Genomic DNA, 25384 nt, shown 5'->3' on the forward strand with positions numbered 1-25384 from the left:
TAATAATCTGTAAGAATTAGAATAAATTAACTTCCTTGTTTCACATGAAACCTATTTTAAAATATTCAATACTTCTGCTCTGCTAACGCTTGCTCTAGCGTCGGCTGCTTGAACTCATAACCTGCATCCTGTAATGCTTGTGGTAATACTTTTTGACCATCTATCAATAGTGTCGACATCTCACCAAACATCAATTTTAGTAAAAAGTTAGGTAAAGTAAAAAAAGTTGGACGATGCAGCCATGCTCCAAGCGTTTTGGTAAAAGTATGATTGTTTACTGGGTTTGGCGACGTTAAGTTATACACAAACGCTGGTGTATCATTAGTAGTCTGCAATGAATTATCATCTATAGTGTTAGCAGCACTAGCGTGCTTACCAGCAAGATGCTGCTCAATGATAAATATCGTTGTTCCTACCCAGTCTTGACGACTGATCCAGCTCATGATCTGCTGACCATTACCCAACTGACCACCGACACCCATTTTAAACGGTGTCAAAAGCTTACCAACCATTCCGCCCTCAGGATGAATAACTACACCAGTTCGCACGATAGCCACAGGTACAGCATATTCTGTTGCTGTCAAAGCCAGTTGTTCCCATTGCTCACATAACTGATGTGAAAAGTCGGTCTCAAAACCACTGCTTTCGGTTAATGGTTTATCACCTTGCGTGCCGTACCAACCAATCGCTGAACCACTGACTAGCAGCTTCGGCTTGACAGTGGTGCGAGCAATAAATGCGAGTATGGATTCGGTCGGTTTGATGCGACTGGCGAGCAACTGCTCTTTGCGCTCATCACTCCAACGCGAGTCGGCAATACCTGCGCCTGCTAGGTTTAAGATAACATCAAAGGTATTTTCTGTTTTTGATAGCTCATCATAAGTCATCATTGCAATATTATTGGGATGTGCTTGGCTATCATCACGTGTCAGCCAAGTGACGTGTATATCTCTATTATCCTGTTGATAATGCTGTTGAATCTCTTCGCTGAACGCACTACCCAAAAACCCTGAACCGCCACTGATTAGAATATTCATACCTTACTCCCGATGTGTATTATTTTTCAGTAAAACGTAACCCGTTATAGTTATCGTCTTCTTTTTTAGCCTTTATATCAAAACGACTTTTACATACTTTTGGTAAAGCAATGCAGCTAGCGATCGCTGAGTTGATCGCACCAAATACCCCTATAGCAAACATAAATGCCAATAGCACGCCAATCTCTATCAATGAATTTATGCCTAAATATAAAACGATTGCGCCCATATAACATGCTGATGTTACGAACCCAACTAAAAATGTCGTGCGTAAACTCTTATAATCACCGCGCCATATCTGTTGACTTGCAACGATCATACCCGTTAATAAAGCAGGAATAAAACCAAGTAATCCAACATACAATAATGGCTGATAACCAATTTGAGCAAAATCAGCATCTCTAAAGATAAATAATAAAAACAGCTGCGCTACCAGCCCACCAACCAAGCTACCAATCCCTGCAAACAGAACAACCACTTGTACATAAGGATACGCACCTAACTTATTATTCGTTTTCATTCTATTTATTCCATTAACATTCGTCGTTAATTTAGTATAAATATGGCGTTGGCAAAGCCCATGAAATTACTGTGGATAATTGATGATTAATTATGTAACTTATCTCCGTGAATCATACCTTTGGTAAGACAAACAACCCTGTGAAATATCCACTAGAACTTCCAATCAAGGTAGCAAAGATACAAGCAGCAAATGAAAAAGGGATATCGTTAAAAACCATGAGTAGAAAAGTACAGATAACCGTCGATATTGTACCGATGATAGCTGAATACGATAAACCTTTATGATTGCGGTATAACTTCAAACTCGCGACTAAACAACCAGTCAATGTTGCAGGGATCAGACCTATCATGAAACCAAAGAATGCACAGATAGGTACTGCTAATACAGCTAGCACTATTGATCTAACGATATTCTGCAAGACATCACTTTGCAAGACAGCCTCTAAGACCATCAGCATAGCTATTATTAATCCTATTAAGCTGCCACCAATGGCTCCACCAAAGAATAAATAGGATGCTATGACATTTGCTTTTGAATAATTTTCATGACCTTTGTTAGAATCTGAACCCATGACGATATCCTTAGAGACAGTTTTTTAGCTATTTTTCCAGTCGATTAGCTCAAGCATTCAACATTTTCTTCTAAAGTAGGTAATGCTGACATGCCTGCTAACACAGCACTTATACCTCCCGTTAAACCAATCCCTAACAAATAAGGGATACCTGCTATAGAACTTAAAAAAAGAACATAGAATATAGTCGTGACAATATAGCCAACTAAGAAAGTCTGTATCCACCATCCTTTTTTGATAAATCGCTTTTTACTGACGTGCCAAGCACTAATGATAGACATCATACTCATCCCAAGTAGCCCACCACCTATGATATATACTGGAAAAAACAAGATAACCAATAAACCTATGCTTTCATCAAAGGTGAATAAAATCGCTATAAATGGAAATAAGATTAGCTGAAATAAAGTACCCGAAAGTATGAACGTTCTATGCACTTTCTTCTCAGGGTAAATATTCAAACTATTACTTGGCTGAGTCGATGATATTTGCATACAACTATCCTTTTATTTGACTACCCAATTTGATAACCACACTAAGCAAAACGCTTACGAATAGGACATTCACTATCATTACTATTTTGATCTTTGTCTTTTAACTTACTTGCATAATGATTTATAAATTCCATTATAGTAGCCATATTTGGCAATACATGTGCCTTAGTCAGATATGGTGCTGCTGCATCTAAACGCTTAGCAAGCTCAGGTAAATGATTGGATGGCACAGCAGGAAATAGATGATGCTCTACGTGATAAAGTAAATTAAAGGTCAGTAAGTTGACCAAAGGATTGCGCTCGGTGCGAGCAACTGTCTCATCACAATCGTGATGCACGCCCCACACAGCGATGATACCAACGCTGGCATTGGCCAACATCATCGTCAGTAGGTGATATATCAGCACTTGCGCCAACGTTGCAATAGCAGGAACAGCCACAGGAAGCACAGTCAGTACCAGCGCCGTGATAATAACAAGGAAAATCAAGCCAAATTCCAACCATGCAATATGTTGGTTACGACGGCTGCTAAGAAGCAGTCCTTGGCGATAAATATCCAATCGATACGCTATTCCGCCAAGCAGCGCTTGCCACCATGAACCTTTTGCCAAACGGCCTTCGATATCACTGTCACCCAATGGATTGCGGTGATGTTCCATATGGGTGGCTCGGATACTATGCAAACTGGTCATCGATAGTACGCTGAGCAATAATAGTATGCCGGTAACGGTACGTTTGCTCACGCCCAAGCTATGGTGATAACCGTCGTGCGCTTGGCGAAAAGCAGCAGCGAAAAACAAATAAGAGGCGCCACATGCCAACACATACCAAGACTGACTGGCGAACCACCAAGACAACAGTAAAAATGGATAAGGCAAAATGAGGTTATAAGCAATTTGAGCGCGCGTTAGTTGGCGCAAATCCTGCCACTCAACTGAAGCCATTACATTTTTAATGGCTGGTTCTTTATTAGCGTGTGTCTTATTTGCGTTCATTTTACACGTCCATTTGTCGTTGCTGTTTCTTGCTGCTACTTTGACTGAAACTCGCATCATTTAAACTTGGCTAGTCTTTATATTTCTTACATAAATTTCTGTCTAAACAGAAATAATTACTCAAATTTTTTATTTTAGATAACACATATCACTATCAACGTAGAATTTTTTTAATACTCGCACCCAGTTTAAGGACTTTTTTGAGAATACTGGTAGGTAGCTTGAGCATCTCAGCTGACCAAGTGGTTAGCGTACTAACGAACTCTTGGGTGTCACGGATGCGTGCTTTTACGTCACTATTCTCATGTTCGAATTCAGGACTGTCCATCAGTTCTTGTAAGAATTGCACCGTTGGCTCTAACTCGCGCTTTTGTCGTTCGACCACAATGATGCGTGCTAACTCCCAAACATCGGTATTGGTTGTGAAATGATCGCGACGATCGCCCAATATGGATACCTTTTGTACCAAGCCCCAGTGCTGCAATTCTTTAATACTGTTTGAGACGTTAGAGCGAGCAACGCCAAGTGTTTCGGTAATTTCCTCAGCATTTAACGGCTTACCAATGATGAATAACAATGCATGAATCTGTGACATAGTGCGATTGACGCCCCACTGCGAGCCCATTTCACCCCAATGTAAGATAAATTTTTCGGTCACAGGATTTAGTTTCATAATAGTTATTCACTTAATATTTTATAAGATATAGGTAATCCTTTAGCTCATCTTGCGCCATTCTTTTATTTCTGTCAATAGTGAAATATAAAAACAATACTTATCATTTATATAGTGACGCTTACTCATTATGTTTAGATGACTGCTACTGTTTAGCGAATAACTAAGCCAGTGATTGCATCACGAATTTGACTCGGCAAGGTATAGCCCAGCGTTTCAGCTTGTAAGTAACTGATGTGCTCGCCAAAATAGGCATAAGCATCGTCGAAGGACATGGCTGGCTGCTGTCCTGATGGATTGCAGCTGGTAGAGACCAATAGCCCAAATGGATTGTGTGCGCTGACCAATTGCTGGCACAACTGACGAATAATAGGATGAGCAATGACCCTTACTGCGACTGTCTGATGCTGCCCCGTTATCCAAGGAGGAATAGTAGTAGCCAGTGTCTGCGGGATAGGCAGCAACCATGTATGTGCTTGCTTATATTGCAAACCATCATCGTTATTATGACCACTATCTATCTGCCAACTCTTTAGAATAGGGTTGCGCTGTTCATCCGTTAAAGAAGACAGCAAAGGAGCCAAACGTTCTGCGCTGTCCGTAATGACAATCATGCCTTTGGATTGTGGACGCTGCTTAATATCTAGAATACGTTGAACAGCTTGTTGATTATAAGCATCACAACCAATGCCCCACACGCTCTCGGTAGGATACGCGAGCAACTGCCCTTCTTTGAGGCTGTGAGCTGCTTGTGAGATAGAATCGGTGATAAAAGGTGTGAGATGGTTCATGGCTGAAATGGTTTAGACTAGTAAAAGATTAGGTACTAATCATAACACAGGAAAAAGTTGGGCTCAGACAACAAATTTCAAAAGTTGCCAATTTTTTATTGAAATTAATGACCTAAAGACTAGAATGCTGAAAAGCTTCAAGTAAGGTAAATATAGTGTTAAACGCGTAAATAACGCCCGCCCTGTACACTGATAATACCCAGTAACTCAAGCTCCATCAACTGTCCAATCAATTGTGGTGGTGCAAGCGTAGTTGCTACGATAAGCGCATCTAAATCCTGCCCATGCCAATCAAGCTGCTCATAAATAAGCGTTAAATGCTCAGGTACGACGATAGCGCTAGGAGGAGTTTTGATATTAGAGGGTGATGAAGTAACATGGCTAGCTGCTACTTCGCTTCTATCCGTACCTATCGTTTTTTGAGATGAACTGTCATTCGATTGCGATACACTTGTTGTTTTATAAGAACCACGGTCATAGTTCAACTGACCGCTGACATCTTCTAATACTTGCTGAGGATGATAAATCAATGTAGCGCCTTCACGTATCAAGTGATGACAGCCCTCAGCATTGCTATTGTCAATATGACTGGGAATCGCAAAGACTTGCTTACCCTGCTCAGAGGTTAGGCGTGCAGTAATGAGTGATCCGCTTTGAATAGTCGCTTCTGTCACGATTGTCGCTAGTCCAAGTCCAGCGACCAAACGGTTGCGACGTGGGAAAGTATGTTTGTGCGGCTGCGTATGAGGCAAGAGCTCACTGATAATACAGCCACCTTGATCGATAATTTGAGCAAACAACTTATCATGATGGTTAGGATAATTAACATCAATACCCGTACCCATCACCCCAACTGTTCGACCTTGGTATTCAGCGTCCGCTTGAGCCAACGCACCTAAATGCGCTCGTTTATCCACACCCATAGCTAAACCACTGGTGATGATATAGCCTGCCTGCGCCAAATATTGAGCGATATCAAAAGTGATTTTCTGTGCATGTGCGGTGGGTTTTCGGCTGCCGACGATAGCGATTTGTGCTTGATGTAGACGTGCGTGATTGCCACGATAAAATAACAACGGTGGTGGATCATAAATTTGTAAGAGTTGGGCGGGATAGTCGGACTCATCAGCAAATAGTAGGCCGTAACATCCCTCTATAAGAGCTTGCTGAATTTTATCAATATTGGCAAGTGTTTGCTCTGGCTGTTCATGACGTTTGAGATGAGTATGGTGAATCCCTGCTTGCCGCCATGCTTCTACTTTGGCTTGCCAAGCAAGTTCTGCATTTCCAAAAGAAGTAAGGAGCTTATGGTAAGCAGATAATGACGCATTCACTTCATACCACAGCGCCAGTACGGCGCGCTGATCGTCTGTTAAAGAAGAAGTGACTGCTGTCATAGTCATTTATCTCTTATAGGCGGATTTGGAATGGCTAGCCTTCCAGTAATCCTTTTACTTCCTTATAGATAAGGAGGTGGTAGTAACTGATCACCGACACTAAGCGGCAGCTCAGAACTAAGTACATAAGCATAGCTAATATGATCAAAAGTATTAAAGACCATCACCATACCCGTTTGTTCATTTGGCAGACGTACAGGCGTATCTTCATCTTTGATATCACGTACCAAAGCGCCTTTTTGATAGACCGTCAGTACATCACCAGGCTTAGCACCTTCTATACTGCCTAGATTAATAGCGACCACACTACCCTTCGCCGCTGAACTGATTGAATCCATCACACGTACAATCATACCACCACGAGTAGTACTAGCAGGCGTTGGATAAAACACAGGTGGAATGGAGTTATTCAATTCAACAAATACGCGGTCACCTTCACGCACTTCTTTACCATAGCTGTCTGTCAGCTGTAAGCTGGTAACGCCATTGGTTTCAGTAGAAGTAACCAAGCCTGTTGCCACTTGCGTGACCTCTAAACCAATAATCTCTTTGGTCGTAGAATCTGTATATAACTCACCCTCACGATAGATACCATAACGCTGTCCGACGATAAGCGGCACACCCTTGGCATATATCTTGTCACCAGCTGCAGTGATTAGGTTGCCTTTTTTGGAGGCAAGTATATAAGGAGTCGTATTAAAATCTTGTTGATTGACAATAACTGTCTTGTCTAGCCAATGTTGAATAGCAGACTGAGGAATAGAAGGAATGCTGTTGGCAGTTGAAGTAACCGTTACTCTATTGGCAACCACATTGCCCGTAAGCTGCTTTTCAACCCCAGCACAACCTTCACCTGTATCTACACCAATGAGCGTCTGACCTTTAATCACACACAAGATAAGAATGTCATTAGGATAGATAAGATTGGGGTTTTTGATTTGCTTATTGGTCGCCCAAATCTCTTTCCAGCGCCATGGACTGTCTAGATAGCGCCCTGAGATATCCCACAACGTATCACCCTTTTTGACAGTGTAGCGATTGGGTGCATCTGCTTTGAGAGTGGGTGGTGGATTGTTAGCGTGGGCAGTGCTCATCAGCATTGCACTGCTAAATGTCGTCAGTAACAGTGCTTTTGCTATCTTTTTTAAGCTCATCTTCATTGTTATATCCACAATATGTACCGCTATTGTCGCCATTAAAATCGCATTAGAGTCTATTATTCTGAAGGCTCTTTTTTTGATGCCTAAGCGAATAAGCCAGCATCAAGATCCAAAAAAACTATAGACTTAACTTTACGTTTGTTGTGACGCCTAGAGGGCAGCTGTTCAGTGTAGTTGACTGGTTTTATTCCTAAAAAAGCGCCTAGCACAATGATCACTCGCCGACGCTGTTCCTAATATTACAATTATATCTACCATAACACAATCATAAACACTTTATTACAATAGTGTAACCTTTATGTGGATACTTTCTTTACTTTTTCTGTTGGATATAAGCTCACCATTAACAGTGGACTATGCAGGGTTTGGCGTGACATGCTGACGAATTTGCTCCGCGACCAGTTCAGCATTGTTGTCTAGCACGACTACATACTGCGGTAAACTCTCTAACCCTTCAGTATGAGCGGGGCGAGCGATATTTATCTGACCAATAGCCTCAACGATGGTATCTGCAAACTTAACGGGTAATGCTGTCTCTGCACAAATAATGATTTCACCCTCTTTCTGCAACTCTTTAGCGACCTTGATACCATCAGCAGTGTGTGGATCAACCAGTTCACCATGTTGCTCATACAGTGCTTTGATGGTCTGCAAGCGATCGTTGTGAGTCGATTTACCAGCAGCAAACCCATAGCGAGTATTAACCGCTTCCATTAACTCAGATAAATCAAAACCTTGACCAGATTTTACGCCGTCAAATAACTCATGAACACGCGCGCTATCTTTTTCTAATAGTAGATAAACAAAACGCTCAAAATTAGAGGCTTTTGAGATATCCATCGACGGGCTTGAGGTGATATAGGTTTTTTCAGTTGGACGCGGCTGATAAGCACCTTGATTAAAAAAGTCATTCAGTACGTCGTTTTCATTGGTTGCGACAATCAAACGGTCGATTGGCAGACCCATTTCACGAGCGATGTGACCGGCACAGATGTTACCGAAGTTACCTGATGGTACGCTAAAGCTGACTTTTTCATCATTGCTCGTCGTAACCGCAAAGTAAGCTTTAAAGTAGTAAACAATCTGCGCTAGGATACGGCCCCAGTTGATAGAGTTTACCGTGCCTAGGTTATAAGCCGCTTTAAACTCAGCGTCTTGCTGTAGCGCTTTAACGATGTCCTGACAATCATCAAACATACCATCGATAGCAATGTTATGAATATTATCATCGGTCAAACTATACATCTGCGCACGTTGGAATTCACTCATCTTGCCATGCGGTGATAGCATAAACACTTCGACATTTTCTTTACCGCGCAGTGCATACTCTGCTGCACTACCCGTGTCGCCACTGGTCGCACCAATGATCGTAATACGCGCATCTTTTTTCTTGAGTACATATTCAAAGGCATTACCCAAAAACTGCATGGCAACATCTTTAAATGCCAATGTCGGACCGTTTGATAACCCTAGAATATATAAATTATCTTCAAGCTTGCGGACAGGAACAATCTCGTCAGAGCCAAACACCTCAGTGGTATAAGTGCGCTCAATGAGGTCTTGCAAATCAGCCACAGGAATATCTGTCGCAAAACGCTGCATAATCGCCATCGCAAGCTGTGGATAGCTGAGCGTACGCCACTCATCGAGGGTTGCACTATCGATGTTCGGATAATGCTCAGGCAACATTAAACCACCATCTGGGGCAAGACCCATCAAAAGCACATCACTAAAATCCATCGGAGCTGTCTGACCACGGGTACTGATATATTTCATGGTTTATCCTATATAAGCTTAGTTTTATATGACTTCAGTCTGTATAAGTATCAACTGATACAAAATTTCGTTGGGAAATCAATATCTGCAAATTCATCTCGGTGTTGATAAGCTTCAGTGAATTCTTTCATAAACTGACTGAACACTTTTTCAAAATCATCTTTAGCAAACGTTAATTCAGGTACAGTAACAAACCAATCAATAGCTTCTGAATTTTGCCTCTGAATTAGACCTGTAAGTAGTCCGAAACGCTTCCATACCACTTTATCATCCATAACATATTGCTCAGTTACAACGACGGTACAAGACAAATCATTGTCTTCAGGGCAGACTAATAGTGGTACATAGCTAACATTACCATCATCTAACTGCCCTAAATAGTGCCAAACAATCTTAGTATCGGAATATAAATCTAGATTCAAACTTAACCCTAGCTCTTTGACACCTAATTTTTTTAACTGAGTACTTTTATCTATATATTTAGCAAGCCACTCACTAAGTAATACACCATCAACTATAAGCTCTGAATAAAATACTTCAGGGTTATATTCTTGCTGAATATTAATCATAGAAAGGTTGTTCATGCTATTACATTAACTCTTCATCAACAACGCATAATAGAAACCATCGCCGCTTGCGCTATCAATCGGTAAGCACTGACGACCGATGGCTTGTTCGATACCCCAACTGCATTCCTCGGTAAACTCAATCGCTACTGCATCATTATGATGAGTGATAAAGTCCTGCATTTGCTCGACGTTCTCTTGCTTTAAGATAGAACATGTCACGTACAGCAGATAACCACCAGCTTTGAGTTGTGGCCATAAGTTATGCAAGATATCTGCTTGCAACAGTGCCGTTTGCTCGATGTCTTCTTCGGTACGCAGGATACTGATATCAGGATGACGACGGATCACGCCCGTCGCGGTACAAGGAGAATCTAATAATATCGCATCAAATACGGGTTCATTTGTCGCCGCTTTTTTATTCTTGCCATACTGCCATCTGGTGGCATCTGCACAGACGATATTCAATGCGATGCTGTTATCTACTTGCTGCAAATCATGCTGACTCAGATTTAGACGCTGTAAATTCTCACGAATACGCTCGATACGTGGTGCTTCATTATCGATAGCCGTTACCTTGATATCAGCAGTCACAAGTGACGTTTCAGCATCATCTTGTTTCACGTGAAACAACGATGATTCGTCATTAGCGCTTATGAGCTCTAACCAGTGAGCCAATTTACCACCAGGTGCCGCACAAGCATCTAAAATGTGTAGCTCATTATTATTACTTTCATCACTGTCGCTGTCAGTATTCGCACTTTGAGCAATGAGCTTAGCCATCAATGCTTGATTAATAATCGGTGCCGCTAGCTGGGCATGCAGGTCTTGGACGCTAGCCGTTCCTAAAGCGAAATCAGGCAAAGCGTTAACGGCAGTGCTTTGATGTAGTCTAAGGCCTTTGGTTGATAGCGTGGTAGCAGCGGCAGACTCTGACGAGCTCGCTACCTTAAAACCAGTCGTTAGCTCAACGATGTCTGCATCAATTTCTGCCCCATCCAATGCATGCTGATAATCCTCTACCGACGTAACCGCAGAGTTCACTCGTAAAAACATCGGTGCTGGTTGGCGCAAGCCTTGTGTCAGCTCATCATACTGCTCGCTCCAGTCTTGCTTAAGCTGATAAGCGAGCCAATTCGGTAGACTATGCTTTTTATCGCACTTCTTACGGAATTTGCTTGAATTCTTCGCGACTTTACGCAAAATAGCATTTACTAAACCAGTCGAATGAGCAAACTCAATCTCTTTGGCAGCTTCAACGGTTTCATGAATTGCAGCATGGTCAGCCACTTCTAAATACAGCAACTGTACTAAACCTACTTGAATGGTGGTACGTACCTCAACTTCGTCGATAGGGTTGTCTGCTAAGCTGTCGAGCAAACGTGCCAGCGCATGCCACTGACGCAATGTCGTGAGCAGTAAGGCATGGGCAAAGCCTTTGTCGCCATCATGCAAACTGTTTAGTAACGGATCAAGGACGCTTGAGAGCGACTGGCCATTTTGAATAGCCAGTAAGGTGCGAATCACACGCACGCGTACGCTACCATTCATAATAAGGTTGCTTGATGGTTTGAGCTTATTGTTTCTAGGCGCAGTACTGTTTTGTCTCATTAAATTTCATTTCCTTGACGTATCATCGATAGCGTCTTGTGCAAGTAGGTTAAATATAAGTAAAAATTATTTTGATTCTGTCGTAAATTGATCACCGTCATTTAATTGGTTGCCGTGGCAAACTTGTTCAGCAGTCATTGGCTTACCGCCGGCAAACTGTAAGTGAGTAATGGCTAAAGTGGTGGCTGATGATTCAGTTTCACTCTTTTTACCACAAGCGACTAAAATCGCTTTACGTCCGACACTGATCACAGTTCCAGCAGGTTCATTAGTTTGCTGAGATGTATTCACAGGTAAGCTAGCCAAGACTTTGACACGTTGCCCTGCCAAAAAAGTATAAGCGCCCGGCCATGGGGTCAGCCCTCGGATTTGGCGTTCAATAGCGGCAGCAGACTGCGACCAGTTAACTTCGCCTTCCGTTTTGACTAATTTCTCAGCATAGTTGGCTTGACTATCATCTTGAGCGATAGCTTGCGCTTGATAGGTAGATAAGTCTTTTAGCACCGTACTGATGGCTGTTGCACCAAGCGTAGCCATTTTATCGTGTAGACTGGCAGCAGTATCAATAGGATCAATACTAGCGCTGACTTTATAAATCATGTCGCCTGTATCCAATCCTTTGTCCATCTGCATAATAGTAATACCCGTCTCATCATCTCCTGCCAAGAGTGCGCGATGGATAGGTGCAGCACCACGCCAGCGTGGCAACAGTGAGGCATGGATATTTAAGCAACCATGAGTAGGCGTCTCTAATACACCGATAGGCAAAATCAATCCGTAAGCGGCGACGATCATGACATCAGGCTGGTAAGTGCGCAGAGTTTGCCTAGCGGCCAATCCTTCGGTGCTGGATTTTTTAAAGGTGAGCGGTTGCTCTACAGGGATATCGTTTGCGAGGGCAACCTCTTTTACCGCAGAAGCCGCCAGCTTTTGGCCGCGACCTGCCTTGCGATCAGGCTGTGTGTACACCGCGACAATCTCTATATTTAGTACGTCTTGCTGACTGATTAGTGACTCAAGACTAATCGCTGCAAACTCAGGAGTTCCAGCAAATACTACCCTCAATCGGCCAGTAGATAGAGGATTATGGGGAATAGATGGCGTAGATAGGTCTGAGGTAGAAGCAATTATAGTCATAATCATGCATTATATAAGGTTAAGTTGCTCATTATAGGTGAGTTTACAACGTTGTGCCATGATTGTAACCGTAGCAATGGGACGTTACTAATGACACCGTTTGTCTTTATAATAGCTAAAGAACTTAAAACCATAAGGAATTAAGCAAACCAACTACTGATTTAAACTTATAATTCACTCACTATGTTTTTTCGTGTCGATATAGGACCACGTTTTCATGCAACAATTTCAGTCCTTAAAACGCCTACTCATATTTTATGCACTGACGTTGCTAGTGATGCTAGTGCTGTATTACTTCTCGCTCTTTCACGAGATAAAAACAAACAGTGAACAACAAAGTATCGATACTTTTTACTCATTACAACATGAAATTACTGAGCATACGGGCCCACTAAACCCTGAAATTGACAGATTTTTGAAGCAGCTTGCTTTTGAAGGTACTAGCTATCAATTGGTATTTATGATGCCATCTGGTCAGACTTACATTCACCGCTATACCCGTCCAAATGAGCGTGCCTTCCCTACCGTCAGCTTTCCTACTATTACATCATCACCTCCTGATAACAGTAGTCATAGTGCCTATAAGTTGAACAGCCGTAACTTGACAGGTACCATCAAGCTTAAAAGTGGGCATCAAATTTATATTATATTGCGCCATAGACCATTTATTATTGACTGGATATCTTACCGCTATTGGTTACCGCTAATGACAGCGATTATACTTTTTATCATCGCTTTGCTTTACATGCTCAATCGTCGCATCAACTGGGAACAGCTATTAAGTTATACCGACAACTTGAACAGTCATAAACAAGAAGTTTATAGCACACCACCTTTCTTATATAAAAAATCCACGCCTGAGTTTTTGCGTTTGGGGCATACTCTGAGCCGTGTCAGCTACCAACTACACAGCAACCATCGCCGTATAAAAACCCTCACACATCGTCTTGAACGTTTGGTAAACCAAGCACCATTGCCGATGATCATGATTATGCGTCACGGTCAGATTAGTTTTTGTAATCAACGTTTTGACCAAGTATTTATTTGCCCTGATGAAAGTGAAAAAGATTATGAGCTAACAGATTTCGTCGCAGGTAAAGACGAATCTACTCAACTACTATTACACTCATTATCTAATTTGCGTGTCACTCGTACATTGACTGTCTATGGATTAGAGGATAAACAAGCCTATCAATTAAATATTACGCCATGGTTTGGTGAACACGGACAAGTTCACGGCTTTACAGTGATTTTTAACAACATTAATGAAATCGTTAAGCAAAACGAGCAATTGCAGCAACAAAATGAACAGCTGCAACACAAACTTGATGAATTCTATAAGCTTCGTCTTGTTATCGGTCATAAGCTACGTATACCGATAGAGGCAATGATCGACACTCTTGAGCCAATCGATCCCAACAATTTGGATGCTAGGCAGAATAAGACGTTAGACACTCTGATAAGAACCAGCCAAGACATGCTAACCGTCCTCAATGATACGCTGCATATTGGTAATATTGAAGTTAGGAAAAGTCGACTGAGTATTGAACGTGTTGATATTTATAAACTGAGTAAAGAAATTAATAATCTAGTCGTCAATGACATAAGACAGCAGGGGTTGGAATTGATTTATTTCTTTGCCCCAGACTGCCCGCGTTACATTGATACTGATGAAGTTCGTCTACGCCACATCCTATTAGATTTATTGAAAAATGCCATAAAATTTACAACTTCAGGCTATGTCGCACTTACTATAGACCGCGTCACAGAAGAGCAAATCAAACACATAAATAGTGACCGTGTACTTGCTACCCATAATGCTATGGCACCTACTCACGCTTCCCACTGGGTTCATTTCAGTATAAAAGATACAGGGGTAGGCATCGATACTGATAAAAAAAATCAGCTCATCACTGTTTTTAATCAAAAAGACAATCAAAATAATAGCGAATCAAGTCAAGATACTGGGCCGGCAGGTGCAGGATTAAATAATGCCAATAGCTTTGCACAATTATTGGGCGGTTTCATCCAATTGCAGAGCACGATAGGTAAGGAGAGTATATTTAATCTGTACCTCCCTTGTCGCCGCCCTAACTATCAATCGGTATACCATCATAGTTCGCATTTGAGTGGTATTCATCTTATCGCTGTCATCGATCAACCGCTGGTTGCTGAAAACTTACAGCGCTTGTGCACGCACTTAGCTATATCGATGACTATTTATAGCACTTTAGATTTGGCCACATTAAGACAGCTAACAGATACATTGGTACAGAACGAGCAGATGCTCACGCCTATACTACTACTGGATTATGAGTACTATAAAACCATTACATTAACTAACGACGACAACTCTCAAAAGATAGAAGTAGATATATTAGAGAAGCAAATAGAGTCGAAAGATAAAACACTCAATAATGACGATAAGCTTCACGCTTTAAACGACTTACTAGCGACACCTTCGTTACCAAAGATATTGTTTAGTATGAAGCCCGAACGTCATATTCCGTCTGTATTATTAGACAAATATGATGGCTTTCTAACCAAACCGTTAGATGCTAATTTACTGATTTCTGAATTGCTGCGCTTAACGGTATCCGCTAGGCAGAAGCTTGCGGCATCTGTAGGTTCCGAAGACCGTAGTTGTCAGCAGTTGGTAGATATAGATGAACCAAAAGACGAAACCCTATCGCCACTTATTTTGGTAGCAGAAGACAGTCCGACCAATCAGAAAATAACTTGCAAGATACTAAGCAAACTTGGTTATCGTAGTGTTGTCGCAGAAGATGGTCAGCAAGCATTACACAAACTGAAAGAGCAGCGTCAAGATATTTCCCTTATCTTGATGGATTGTAGAATGCCTATCATGGACGGGTTACAGGCTACTCGGGCTATCCGTGCACAAGATGACGATATTCCTATCGTGGCGCTGACAGCAAACAATGCACAAGAAGATCGTGATGCATGTATGCAGGTAGGAATGGATGATTTTTTATCTAAACCGATTAACAAGAAAGAATTGGAAGCCGTATTAGAACGCTTGATAGAAGCATAAAAATCACGCTAATTGCAACTGAGTAGCATGGTTATTAGACAGCTACTCAGTTGCTCAATCAGCTATTTTATATAATTAGCGATTACTTCATAAAGCCATTATCTGCTAAGAAAGCTTCTGTAATCTGACTTTGTGGATTTGGCGCATTCATACTGCTAGCTTGCGACTTGTTTAATAGACGCTCTAAATAACGTGCAACAATATCCACTTCGACATTAACTTTGTTTCCAACCAGCCAATGTTTAGCGATATTGGTTACTTGTGATGTATGTGGAATAATATTTAAAGAAACAATGTTGTCACGTACAAGGTTGGTCGTCAGGCTAATACCATCAATCGTAATAGAGCCTTTCGTCGCTGTGTAATGTGCCAGCTCTTGTGGTATTTCGATTTCAATATAGATAGAGCGTGCATCTTGCTGGAGCTTGCTGACTACCCCGACGCCATCTACGTGACCAGCCACAATGTGGCCACCAAAACGTGTTGTTGGTAACATGGCTTTTTCTAGATTGACAACATGTCCTGGTTTTAATGTCTCTAACGCTGTACGAGCGATTGTCTCACGTGAAACATCGACAGAATAATGATTGCTACCGAACTCTACCACCGTCAAACAAATGCCATTTGAGGCAATCGAATCTCCCAGCTTTACATCACTGAAATCCAAATCATTAGATTCTACTGTCAAACGTATATCACCGCCCGTAGGCTGCATAGATTTTACTTTTCCGACACTCTCTATAATTCCAGTAAACATATTGGCCTCATCTCTTTGTAATATTGCCGTTATCGACAATATATTTTAATTCATTCATATTTTAGCGGTATTTATCCACACTAGGTTTTTAGTGAAACCTAAGCTAATTCTATGCTCATTATGGGATAACTTGTGGATAAGTAATGATAAATCAACCCTTAGCAAGCCAAAACCCCTCGATAATATCAAGTTATCCACAGGAAAGTAAAAATTGAGACTAGGATTAAAAAGTTAGGATTGATAGTTAAGTTATTGATTTTAATAAAATTAAAACTATTATCACACAGAGAAAGAAATAATAAGTTCCATGTGAAACGAAGTTATACACAGTTTCATGTGAAACCTGAGCTATATAGCGTTACTTATCCACATTTAGCCCACATCAGATATAAATTATGGATAAACCCTTTATACTCAATGGCTTATAGAGGTAACAGCGTTAACTTAAGATCAGAGCCTACCTGTTCATGGCTACTAACACTAAAACGTAGCTGCTCTGCTAAAGACAGCGGATTGAACTCGACCATAGGTTTGGCCTGTGCGCCTAATAAACAGGGAGCTTGATAGACGATTAATTCATCCACTAACTGTTGGCTTAGAAAGCTGCCAGCGACGCTAGCACCAGCTTCTACCAATACGTCGTAACACTGATATTCACTCACTAAAGTTTTTAATAACGTAGTCAGATCATCTGTACGCCAATATAGCGTACTTGGAAGACGACATAACTGATGACTAGACTCTGGATTATGCGCTAGCCGTTGACGTCTATCGAGTACTACTACGAAAGGTGGTGGCACTTGTTCAGGTAAAATCCCTAATTGTCCAGAACGTACATTGAGCTGTGGATTATCAGCAATGACCGTTTCACTACCCGTAATAATTGCGCCACTTTGGGCACGTAGCTTTTGCACATCTTCACGGGCAGCTGTTGAGGTAATCCATTTTGACTCACCAGATGCCATCGCTGTGCGACCGTCCAGACTAGTAGCAATCTTAAGACGTACATAAGGCATCTGAGTACGCATCGCCTTTAAAAACCCACGATTCAATGCTTCTGCTTGCTCTGTCAGTACACCAACGACAACCTCAATACCAGCCTGCTCTAACAACACTACACCGCGTCCAGCAACCTGTGGATTGGGGTCAAGACCCGCAATCACAACACGCTTTATACCCACATCGATGAGACCCAATGCACAAGGTGGTGTGCGCCCCGTATGACTACAAGGCTCTAAGGTCACATAAGCAGTTGCCCCTACAGCTTTCATACCTGCTTCTTTGAGCGCAAATACTTCTGCGTGAGGCTCACCTGCTTTGGGATGAAACCCTTGACCAACCACTTCTGTTGCTTGGACAATGACACAACCCACTGCAGGGTTGGGTCTTGTGGTATACAAACCTTGCTTAGCCTGTTCAATAGCAAGCATCATAAAGTAGCAATCTTGGGCATCTTGAGCATGGTTCTGAATAGACATAGCGGTAAACTTAATCAATGATTGAGGGTTCTATATAGAAGAACACAGACTTGAGATCTGACCAATAATTGGGGGTTACTAATCAGTTTCGTTCGATTGTTTTTCATTTGGGCGGATATTCGCAATTTCTTGATGAAAAGCATCAATGTCTTGGAAGTCTCGATAGACACTAGCAAAACGCACATAAGCGACATCATCTAGCGTTTTGAGCTCACTCATGATGATTTCACCTAAGACCTTACTGCTGATTTCGCGCTCACCCATTTGTCTAACACGTTTCTCAATTCGGCTAATCATCGCCTCTTGCTCATCAATTGTGATGGGACGCTTTTGTAGAGGCAATAAAATAGAACGACGTAATTTTTCATTATCATAAGGCTCAATCTTACCACTTGACTTGATAATTCTTGGCATCACGACTTCGACCATCTCAAAGGTAGTGAAACGCTCTTGGCAGCTATTGCATGAGCGGCGGCGGCGAACTTGTGCACCTTCCGCAGCAAGACGCGAGTCAATAACTTTAGTCTCTGACGCATTACAATACGGGCAGTGCATCGCATTTTCCTTGTTTTAATATTGAGAGTAAAAGTCTTTATTTATGAGACCCATGCTAGACTAATACATCATAGTATTACTTTATTATTTGCCAATACAAAAGCTACCAAAAATCTTACCTAGTAAGTCATCCGCACTAAACTCACCCGTAATCTCGCCTAGACTGCGCTGTGCTTGACGTAAGCTATCAGCGACTAATTCTCCTGCTTGAAAGACCGTTAACTGTTCGTGTGCTTCGCCCAAATAATCAGCCGTCCGCCTAAGGGCATCTAAATGTCTTGTACGAGCAATGAGACTGTTTTCTGGTGGATGAAAACCCACTTTAGCACACAATGTTTCGACCAGATTATCGATACCAATACCTGTTTCACATGAAACGTTCACTTGTTCATAGCCACGACTTTCTATTTCAGCTTGCGAAGTGGAAGTAGCTCGCTCGCGCTTACTGTCGTTTAATAAGTCGCTTTTATTAGCAATGATTAATAAGCGTTTAGCCTCTGGCAACTCGCCAAATAATTGCTCTGCAAGCTGTAGCGGTGTACTTTCTTCCTCAAGATCACGGGTGACATCATAGACCATGAGTAGCATATCAGCCTGAGTAATGGCCGTGCGTGCACGCTCAATACCAATACGCTCTACTGTGTCTTCTGTGTCACGTAGACCTGCTGTATCAGTCAAATGAAGCGTGAGCCCATTGAGAACTACTGTCTCTTGCAGCGTATCACGAGTAGTCCCTGCTACGTCAGTAACGATAGCCCTCTCCTGACCTGCTAGACGATTGAGCAGGCTTGATTTCCCTGCATTTGGTCTACCTGCTAGTACCACATGAATACCATCACGTAGCAGCTGGCCTTGTTTTGCCGTTGCCAGTACTTGCTGTATTTTTTCTTGTGTTTGCTCAAGCTTATTTTGTATCACACCATCAGATAAAAAGTCGACGTCCTCTTCATCAGGAAAATCAATAGCCGCTTCAACGTGCAAGCGCAGATGAATAAGTTGCTCTAACAATTGATTAATTTTTTGTGAAAACTCACCGCTGAGAGAGCGAATAGCACTACTAGCTGCCGCCGCACTGGTCGCATCGATCGCATCAGCGATAGCCTCTGCTTGAACCAAATCTAATTTGTCATTATCAAAAGCTCTATAAGAGAACTCCCCTGCACTGGCTTGTTTTGCACCCAACTCAAACACACGGGCTAGCAATTGGTTTTGCAAAATCATTCCACCATGCCCTTGCAGCTCAATCACATCTTCGCCAGTGAATGAATGTGGGCCTTTGAAATACAGTACCAAACCTTCATCAATCACTGTGCCGTCAGCCTGATAAAATCGGCAAAAACTGGCCATACGTGGCGTAAAGGCAGACTTACCTGTTAAGGCACAGGCCATATCATACGCACGCGCACCTGACAAACGTATAATGCCGACACCACCACGGCCAAGCGGTGTTGCAATGGCTGCAATCGTAGCCAATCCAGCCGAGCTAGGTTTATTAGATGAGTGATGCGAGGTTGACACGTTTTCTAGGGAATCCACTATAACTCTCAATAACTAAAAACCCCATTATAGACGCCTCAGCGCAGACTGACAAAGCAAACTTTACATAGTGATACTTTGAGCATGTGGCACGTTTCTTTTATTTTTTATTGAGAATAATTTAAAGGCGATAGATATGTGCCACGCATAAAAAAACCACCGCCGTAGCGATGGTTTTCTATCAATTCATAAGCTAGAGCTAGTTAGTCCAGTACTTTCACAGTACGGCGCTTTTGCTCTTCTTCAACTTTTTTATTGACGATATATTGCTGAGTCATACTAAACAAGTTGTTCACAGTCCAGTATAGAACCAAACCCGCTGGGAAGAACAGCATGAATGCAGTAAAGATAATCGGTAAGAACTTCATAACCTTTGCTTGCATTGGATCAGCTGGTTGTGGATTAAGCTGTTGCTGAATAAACATGGATGCGCCCATTAGCAGCGGCAAAATGAACCATGGATCCATCGATGACAAATCCTGAATCCACAAGATCCAAGGAGCGTGACGCAGCTCAACACTTTCGACCAATACCCAATATAACGCCAAGAAGATTGGCATTTGCATCAGAATAGGCAAACAACCCGCCATTGGATTGACTTTCTCTTCTTTATAAATGGCCATCATCTCTTGCGACATCTTCATACGATCATCGCCATGCTCTTCTTTGAGCGCTTTGAGTTTCGGTCCGATAGCTCGCATTTTCGCCATTGAGTAATAGCTCTTGTTAGAGAACCACATCAAAGCAATTTTAACTAAAACCGTCAATAGAATAATTGACCAACCCCAATTACCAATGATTTTGTGGATACCATCCAAGATAGCAAACAAGATCTTAGATATTGGCCATAACAGACCATAATCGACCGTTTTGTTGAGGCCTACCGAAACTTCTTTTAATTCAGACTGTACTTTTGGACCAGCATATAACGTGGCATTCAACGTCAACTGCTTGTTTGGTGCTACATTAATAGGCTGACTATTAAAACCAATAAAGTAATCATCACCCGTTTCGCGGCTGAAGAAATTACCGGTAAAGTTTTCAGGCGTCCATGCAGATACAAAGTAATGCTGCACGATACCAACCCAACCTTTATCACTGGTAGTCGTCAACTCGCCATCACTAAAGTCACCAAATTTCAGCTTATTATAAGGATCGTCAGGAGTACCCCAAGCGCCGCCCAAATAAGTAGCCATGCTCAATGCGCCTTTGTCAGACGTACCAGGGTCTTTACTGTCATCACGCTTTAACTGCGCAAACATCTGACCTTGCCAAGCATTAGTAGAGGTGTTTTGAATTTGATAGCTAATATCAATCGGATACTTACTTTCAGTAAAGGTGAATGTCTTGGTAATTGTCACGCCATCTTTTTTGTAAGTTAGCGGTACAGACAGTGTTTGCTGCCCTTCTTCCATTACATAATTATTGGCAGTATGACTGTAATTGGCACGACCTTCTGCCGTATCAATACCATCTTGACCAATTAAACCAGACTGAGCCACGTATACACGATTGCTATTATTTTCTAGCAATACGAAAGGCTTATCGCTATCGAGCTTCGCGTTATATTGCTTAAGAGCAGCATAAACAATATCGCCGCCTTCTGGATTGATTTTTATATCATAACGATCGGTCGTAACCGTGATTAGACCTGTGTCTTTAGCAGGAGCAGGGGTCGCAGTCACTGTGTCGCTATCGACAGGTTGTGTCTGTGCCGGAATATCACCTGCTGCACCGGTCGAAGATGGAATATCAGCACCCACTGAAGTGGTCGTTTCTGGCAGCACATCTACCGCTGGTGCATCGGCATAATCATCTCGCCATGCCAAAATCAGCAGATAAGCGGTGATTAGCATCGCAATGATGATCATCACCCGAAATATCTTTTGCATAAACCTTTCCTAGATTAAAAAATTAGGGAATGAAAAATTAGGGCATGTGTCATGACTCTACAGCACGGCTGTTCTCATATTCAACAACAGTATTGCGAGTCATTTACATAAAATGTGCATTATTTTACTAAAAATTAGCCTCAAATGATACCAAGAGTGTGGATAACTTGTGGGTAACTTCTTGGTCTCTATATGAAAGCAGACCGACACTCACTTTGATTCTAACGTCATCAAATGATTAAGACGTGGAACATAGCTTTTGCTATCTCGATAAACACCCAGTCCTTGAACATTTATATTATGAGGTAAGCATGCAGAAGATACATAATTATATTGATAAGAGGCTAAAGGTAACGGCACGAAATCAATACCATGTCCACCTAAAGGGTGACATCTACTGATACGTTTTAAGAGTAGCCAACTGCCAGATCGGACACCATGCCACATCAAGGCATGTTTGCCATAATTAGAACAAGTTGGATAATATCTACAACGAGCAGGTATCATTGGGCTAACTATTTTTTGATAAAGAATAATTAATTTAAATAAAAATATATAAATAATTTTTTTATTTAAATTTATAAAAAAATTCATTTTATTTTATTTCTATTTTTTTAAAAATGTTATTTATTTGATTTTTTAATTCTTTTCTATCTATATCTTTTATTGATTTCTTAACGATAAACACAATATCTTTATTTTCTATTTTAAAAGCCTTTGATCGAAACTGTTCACGTATTTGTCGTTTGATTAAATTTCGAGCGACTGCAGTAGGTACTTTTCGCTTTGTAATAGCCATACCGACTCTCGGTTTATCATGAGTATTGGTACGTATAAAGGCCATCAAATGGCTCTGATGAATCTTACGTTCAGGCGCATCAAAAACCTCGCGAAAAGCCGCTGGAGTTAGCAGGCGCTGCTCTTTAGTAAAATTGGCAGCAGGTGTAGCTGAAACAGTATGTGGCATATTAAGACCTAGTATAAGAGCTAATAGCAGGATTAGAAATAATAGTAAAATATAAAGACAAAAAAAGCGCCTATTTGGGCGCTTTTAATATATGGCTAAGTGTCAGTTGTGATGATTGACTATCGCAATCTATGCATAATATAGACACAACAAGCACAATTAGCCATGCTTATCGCAATCTACTGATTATACAGTAAGGCGATGACGTCCTTTAGCGCGGCGACGAGCTAAGACCTGGCGGCCTTTTTTAGTTGCCATACGAGCACGGAAACCGTGAGTACGTTTACGCTTGATCACGCTTGGTTGGAATGTACGTTTCATAACTCACCTATCAAAATAATGGACTAAATTCGTAATAACGGAGGATTATACCACCAGATATTGTCTTGGTCAACGAACTAATTTAATTCATGTTTGTACAAGTAGAAATCACTATTGTCAAATAGCAAGTTTTTAGTAGCTGTTTTCTGATAAGTAGAAATATACCGCGTTAATTTAACTGCTCAGTAAACCTAATTTTTGAAACTAATATTAAAAAGTTATCCACAGTTTCTGTCGAACTCTATAATAATTAACTATTAATATATATAAGTATTGTTGTTATTGGGAGCCCTATTATCTGTGGTTAACTAAGATTTTCCTTTTACAATCAAAATACTAGGCTATGGGTAAACTTGTGGATAACCTGTGGGTTAAATATGGATAACTCAAGGTATGAAGTTGTCCACAAAACTATCCACAGTCTTATCCCCAAAAAACAAGGTTTTATCCACAGGGTAACTGTGTTAAATTAGCACCCTACTCGACGTCTAGTTTTACTCGATCTACGGGGACTGTCTTTGGTTTAGCGATCAGACACTGTATTAGTGTTTAATAGCAATTTATACCGTTGATATATATCTATTGTTTCAAATTATAGGGTTAGTATTTTTCATGATAGACACTGCAAATATTTGGGATAAATGTTTAAACGATTTACGCTATAACGTAAAAGACAATGTATTTACTATGTGGTTGAGACCTTTATCAGCCCATCAGGAGGCTCAAACCCTTATCATACTTGCTCCTAACGATTATTTTGTCACTTATATTAAAAAAAACCATTTGCAAGATATTCAGCAATTGGTTGCTAAGCATAGCCAAGGAAGTATTGAAGAGGTTATCGTACGTGTTGATAATGTGGGTCGTGATACTGATGATAACCAACCACAGTCAGGATCTTTATTTGCAGAAGATAAGCCCTCCCCTCCCCCAGTGGAACATAATTTTGAAACGATCCATCATAACAATGCGAAAGCGGATATTGATGCCAACATGCGTCATGCAGAACTAGTTGATTCTGCTGATGCTAAGTCACTTAGCTATCTCAATCCTGAGTTTACTTTTGAGACATTCGTGACAGGCAAATCTAATAACCTTGCTTACAAAGCCTGTTATGAGCTTGGTAAGCGCCAGTCGAAAAATCGCCACAATCCTCTTTTTATATATGGACCTTCTGGTTTGGGGAAAACGCATTTAATGCATTCTGTAGCACACCGCTATTTAAAAAATAATCAAAGTTTTTACTATTTCACTTCTGAAAAATTTATTAATCAATTAGTTTATTCATTAAGAAATAATAAAATAGAAGATTTTAAAAAGAAAATTAAAAAAGTAGATTTATTAATTGTAGATGATATTCATGTATTAGCAGGAAAGACTAAAAGTAGTAATGAGTTTTTGACGTTGTTTGCAGATTTTACTAGCGGTGACAAACAACTTATTTTGGCCTCTGATCGTCATCCATCACAAATGACTGAGTTTGACGAGCGCTTTAGATCAAGATTCTCTTGGGGTTTGACCGTAGCAGTTGATCCACCTGAGATTGACACTCGTGTTCAAATTTTGCAGAAAAAAGCAGCATCATATGGAATGGTGTTACCTAAAGAATGCGCCCTATTTATCGCACAAAATGTGGTATCAAATGTTAGGCGATTAGAAGGTGCGCTAAATCAAGTCTTTGCCAATGCGAATTTAACAGGGGCACAGATAACGCTTGAAATGGTGCAATATGCGCTAAAAGATATTGTCGCGATGCGTGTACAAGCCGTTAACATGGATAATATTCGTAAAGTAGTCGCTGAATACTATGATGTAACTATCAAAGATATGATGGGTCGTAAGCGCACGCGTAGTATTGCTAGACCTCGTCAAATTGCGATGGCACTATCACGTGAATTGACGGGAGATAGTTTTCCTGAGATTGGCCAGTCATTTGGTGGACGTGATCACACAACGGTGATGCATGCCTGTGATAAGGTCAATGAACTGCGAGCCGCAGACCCCGCATTTGATAAGGATTACAAGACCCTAGCGTTGATGCTGCAAGCGGGTTAGCAGGCCGCAGTATCACTATGTTTTAGTAGGATGATAT

23 protein-coding genes are annotated in these 25384 nt (G+C 41.2%); 2 read left to right on the forward strand and 21 right to left on the reverse strand.

Going from position 1 to position 25384, the window contains the following annotated elements:
- Positions 1-65 precede the first annotated feature (65 nt).
- The 13 genes from I6E61_RS00260 to fmt all read right to left on the reverse strand — a co-directional run bounded on the left by I6E61_RS00260 (position 66) and on the right by fmt (position 12731).
- On the reverse strand, positions 66-1037 hold the full coding sequence (locus I6E61_RS00260) for an epimerase (RefSeq protein ID WP_197128426.1): 972 nt from the start codon (positions 1035-1037) through the stop codon (positions 66-68).
- Between the two features lie 19 nt (positions 1038-1056).
- Positions 1057-1557, reverse strand: coding sequence for a hypothetical protein (locus I6E61_RS00265; protein ID WP_197128428.1), 501 nt, complete (start codon positions 1555-1557; stop codon positions 1057-1059).
- 112 nt (positions 1558-1669) lie between these two features.
- Entirely contained in the window at positions 1670-2131 is a 462-nt protein-coding gene (locus I6E61_RS00270; RefSeq protein ID WP_197128430.1) for a hypothetical protein, read from the reverse strand.
- A gap of 44 nt (positions 2132-2175) precedes the next feature.
- On the reverse strand, positions 2176-2625 hold the full coding sequence (locus I6E61_RS00275) for a hypothetical protein (RefSeq protein WP_197128432.1): 450 nt from the start codon (positions 2623-2625) through the stop codon (positions 2176-2178).
- 41 nt (positions 2626-2666) lie between these two features.
- Positions 2667-3620, reverse strand: a complete 954-nt coding sequence (locus tag I6E61_RS00280) for a fatty acid desaturase (protein WP_197128434.1) — start codon at positions 3618-3620, stop codon at positions 2667-2669.
- A gap of 154 nt (positions 3621-3774) precedes the next feature.
- A complete protein-coding gene (locus tag I6E61_RS00285; protein WP_110922156.1) occupies positions 3775-4293 on the reverse strand; it encodes a GbsR/MarR family transcriptional regulator in 519 nt (172 codons plus the stop codon).
- 152 nt (positions 4294-4445) lie between these two features.
- A complete protein-coding gene (locus I6E61_RS00290; protein ID WP_197128436.1) occupies positions 4446-5084 on the reverse strand; it encodes an L-threonylcarbamoyladenylate synthase in 639 nt (212 codons plus the stop codon).
- 158 nt (positions 5085-5242) lie between these two features.
- Positions 5243-6481, reverse strand: coding sequence for a DNA-processing protein DprA (dprA, locus tag I6E61_RS00295; RefSeq protein ID WP_197128438.1), 1239 nt, complete (start codon positions 6479-6481; stop codon positions 5243-5245).
- Positions 6482-6543: 62 nt separating this feature from the next.
- The gene (locus I6E61_RS00300; RefSeq protein WP_227685610.1) at positions 6544-7641 is read right to left on the reverse strand and encodes a LysM peptidoglycan-binding domain-containing protein; all 1098 of its coding nucleotides are present in this window, start codon (positions 7639-7641) and stop codon (positions 6544-6546) included.
- Positions 7642-7995: 354 nt separating this feature from the next.
- Positions 7996-9417 carry a threonine synthase gene (thrC, locus tag I6E61_RS00305; RefSeq protein WP_197128442.1) on the reverse strand — a complete coding sequence of 474 codons (1422 nt, stop codon included), beginning with the start codon at positions 9415-9417 and terminating at the stop codon, positions 7996-7998.
- Between the two features lie 50 nt (positions 9418-9467).
- Complete coding sequence (locus I6E61_RS00310) at positions 9468-10001, reverse strand: hypothetical protein (protein WP_197128444.1); 534 nt, start codon at positions 9999-10001, stop codon at positions 9468-9470.
- A 9-nt stretch (positions 10002-10010) separates the two neighbouring features.
- Complete coding sequence (locus I6E61_RS00315) at positions 10011-11594, reverse strand: transcription antitermination factor NusB (protein WP_197128446.1); 1584 nt, start codon at positions 11592-11594, stop codon at positions 10011-10013.
- Between the two features lie 66 nt (positions 11595-11660).
- Complete coding sequence (gene fmt / locus I6E61_RS00320; RefSeq protein WP_197128448.1) at positions 11661-12731, reverse strand: methionyl-tRNA formyltransferase; 1071 nt, start codon at positions 12729-12731, stop codon at positions 11661-11663.
- 217 nt (positions 12732-12948) lie between these two features.
- Here fmt and I6E61_RS00325 point away from each other — a divergent pair, with 217 nt between their 5' ends.
- Positions 12949-15786 (forward strand): hybrid sensor histidine kinase/response regulator, encoded by a 2838-nt coding sequence (locus I6E61_RS00325; protein WP_197128450.1) that lies wholly within the window; start codon positions 12949-12951, stop codon positions 15784-15786.
- 82 nt (positions 15787-15868) lie between these two features.
- Here the strand turns inward: I6E61_RS00325 and I6E61_RS00330 are convergent, their stop codons facing one another.
- The 8 genes from I6E61_RS00330 to rpmH form a co-directional block, all read right to left on the reverse strand.
- Positions 15869-16543, reverse strand: coding sequence for a riboflavin synthase (locus I6E61_RS00330; RefSeq protein ID WP_197128452.1), 675 nt, complete (start codon positions 16541-16543; stop codon positions 15869-15871).
- Positions 16544-16965: 422 nt separating this feature from the next.
- Entirely contained in the window at positions 16966-18021 is a 1056-nt protein-coding gene (gene ribD / locus I6E61_RS00335) for a bifunctional diaminohydroxyphosphoribosylaminopyrimidine deaminase/5-amino-6-(5-phosphoribosylamino)uracil reductase RibD (protein ID WP_197128454.1), read from the reverse strand.
- A 78-nt stretch (positions 18022-18099) separates the two neighbouring features.
- Positions 18100-18576, reverse strand: coding sequence for a transcriptional regulator NrdR (nrdR, locus tag I6E61_RS00340; RefSeq protein WP_197128456.1), 477 nt, complete (start codon positions 18574-18576; stop codon positions 18100-18102).
- Between the two features lie 84 nt (positions 18577-18660).
- Positions 18661-20094 (reverse strand): tRNA uridine-5-carboxymethylaminomethyl(34) synthesis GTPase MnmE, encoded by a 1434-nt coding sequence (mnmE, locus tag I6E61_RS00345; RefSeq protein ID WP_197129410.1) that lies wholly within the window; start codon positions 20092-20094, stop codon positions 18661-18663.
- Between the two features lie 221 nt (positions 20095-20315).
- Positions 20316-22004: a membrane protein insertase YidC gene (gene yidC / locus I6E61_RS00350; protein WP_197128458.1), complete on the reverse strand. Its 1689-nt coding sequence runs from the start codon at positions 22002-22004 to the stop codon at positions 20316-20318.
- Positions 22005-22214: 210 nt separating this feature from the next.
- Positions 22215-22598: a membrane protein insertion efficiency factor YidD gene (gene yidD / locus I6E61_RS00355; protein WP_197128460.1), complete on the reverse strand. Its 384-nt coding sequence runs from the start codon at positions 22596-22598 to the stop codon at positions 22215-22217.
- A 1-nt stretch (position 22599) separates the two neighbouring features.
- Entirely contained in the window at positions 22600-22971 is a 372-nt protein-coding gene (rnpA, locus tag I6E61_RS00360; protein WP_197128462.1) for a ribonuclease P protein component, read from the reverse strand.
- 186 nt (positions 22972-23157) lie between these two features.
- Positions 23158-23292: a 50S ribosomal protein L34 gene (gene rpmH / locus I6E61_RS00365; protein ID WP_007394757.1), complete on the reverse strand. Its 135-nt coding sequence runs from the start codon at positions 23290-23292 to the stop codon at positions 23158-23160.
- 612 nt (positions 23293-23904) lie between these two features.
- Between rpmH and dnaA the strand changes: the two genes are divergently transcribed.
- Positions 23905-25347 (forward strand): chromosomal replication initiator protein DnaA, encoded by a 1443-nt coding sequence (dnaA, locus tag I6E61_RS00370; protein WP_194196268.1) that lies wholly within the window; start codon positions 23905-23907, stop codon positions 25345-25347.
- Positions 25348-25384: the final 37 nt, after the last annotated feature.

The sequence above is a fragment of the Psychrobacter sp. NZS113 genome (genome assembly GCF_015864825.1).
Classification (GTDB): Bacteria; Pseudomonadota; Gammaproteobacteria; order Pseudomonadales; family Moraxellaceae; genus Psychrobacter.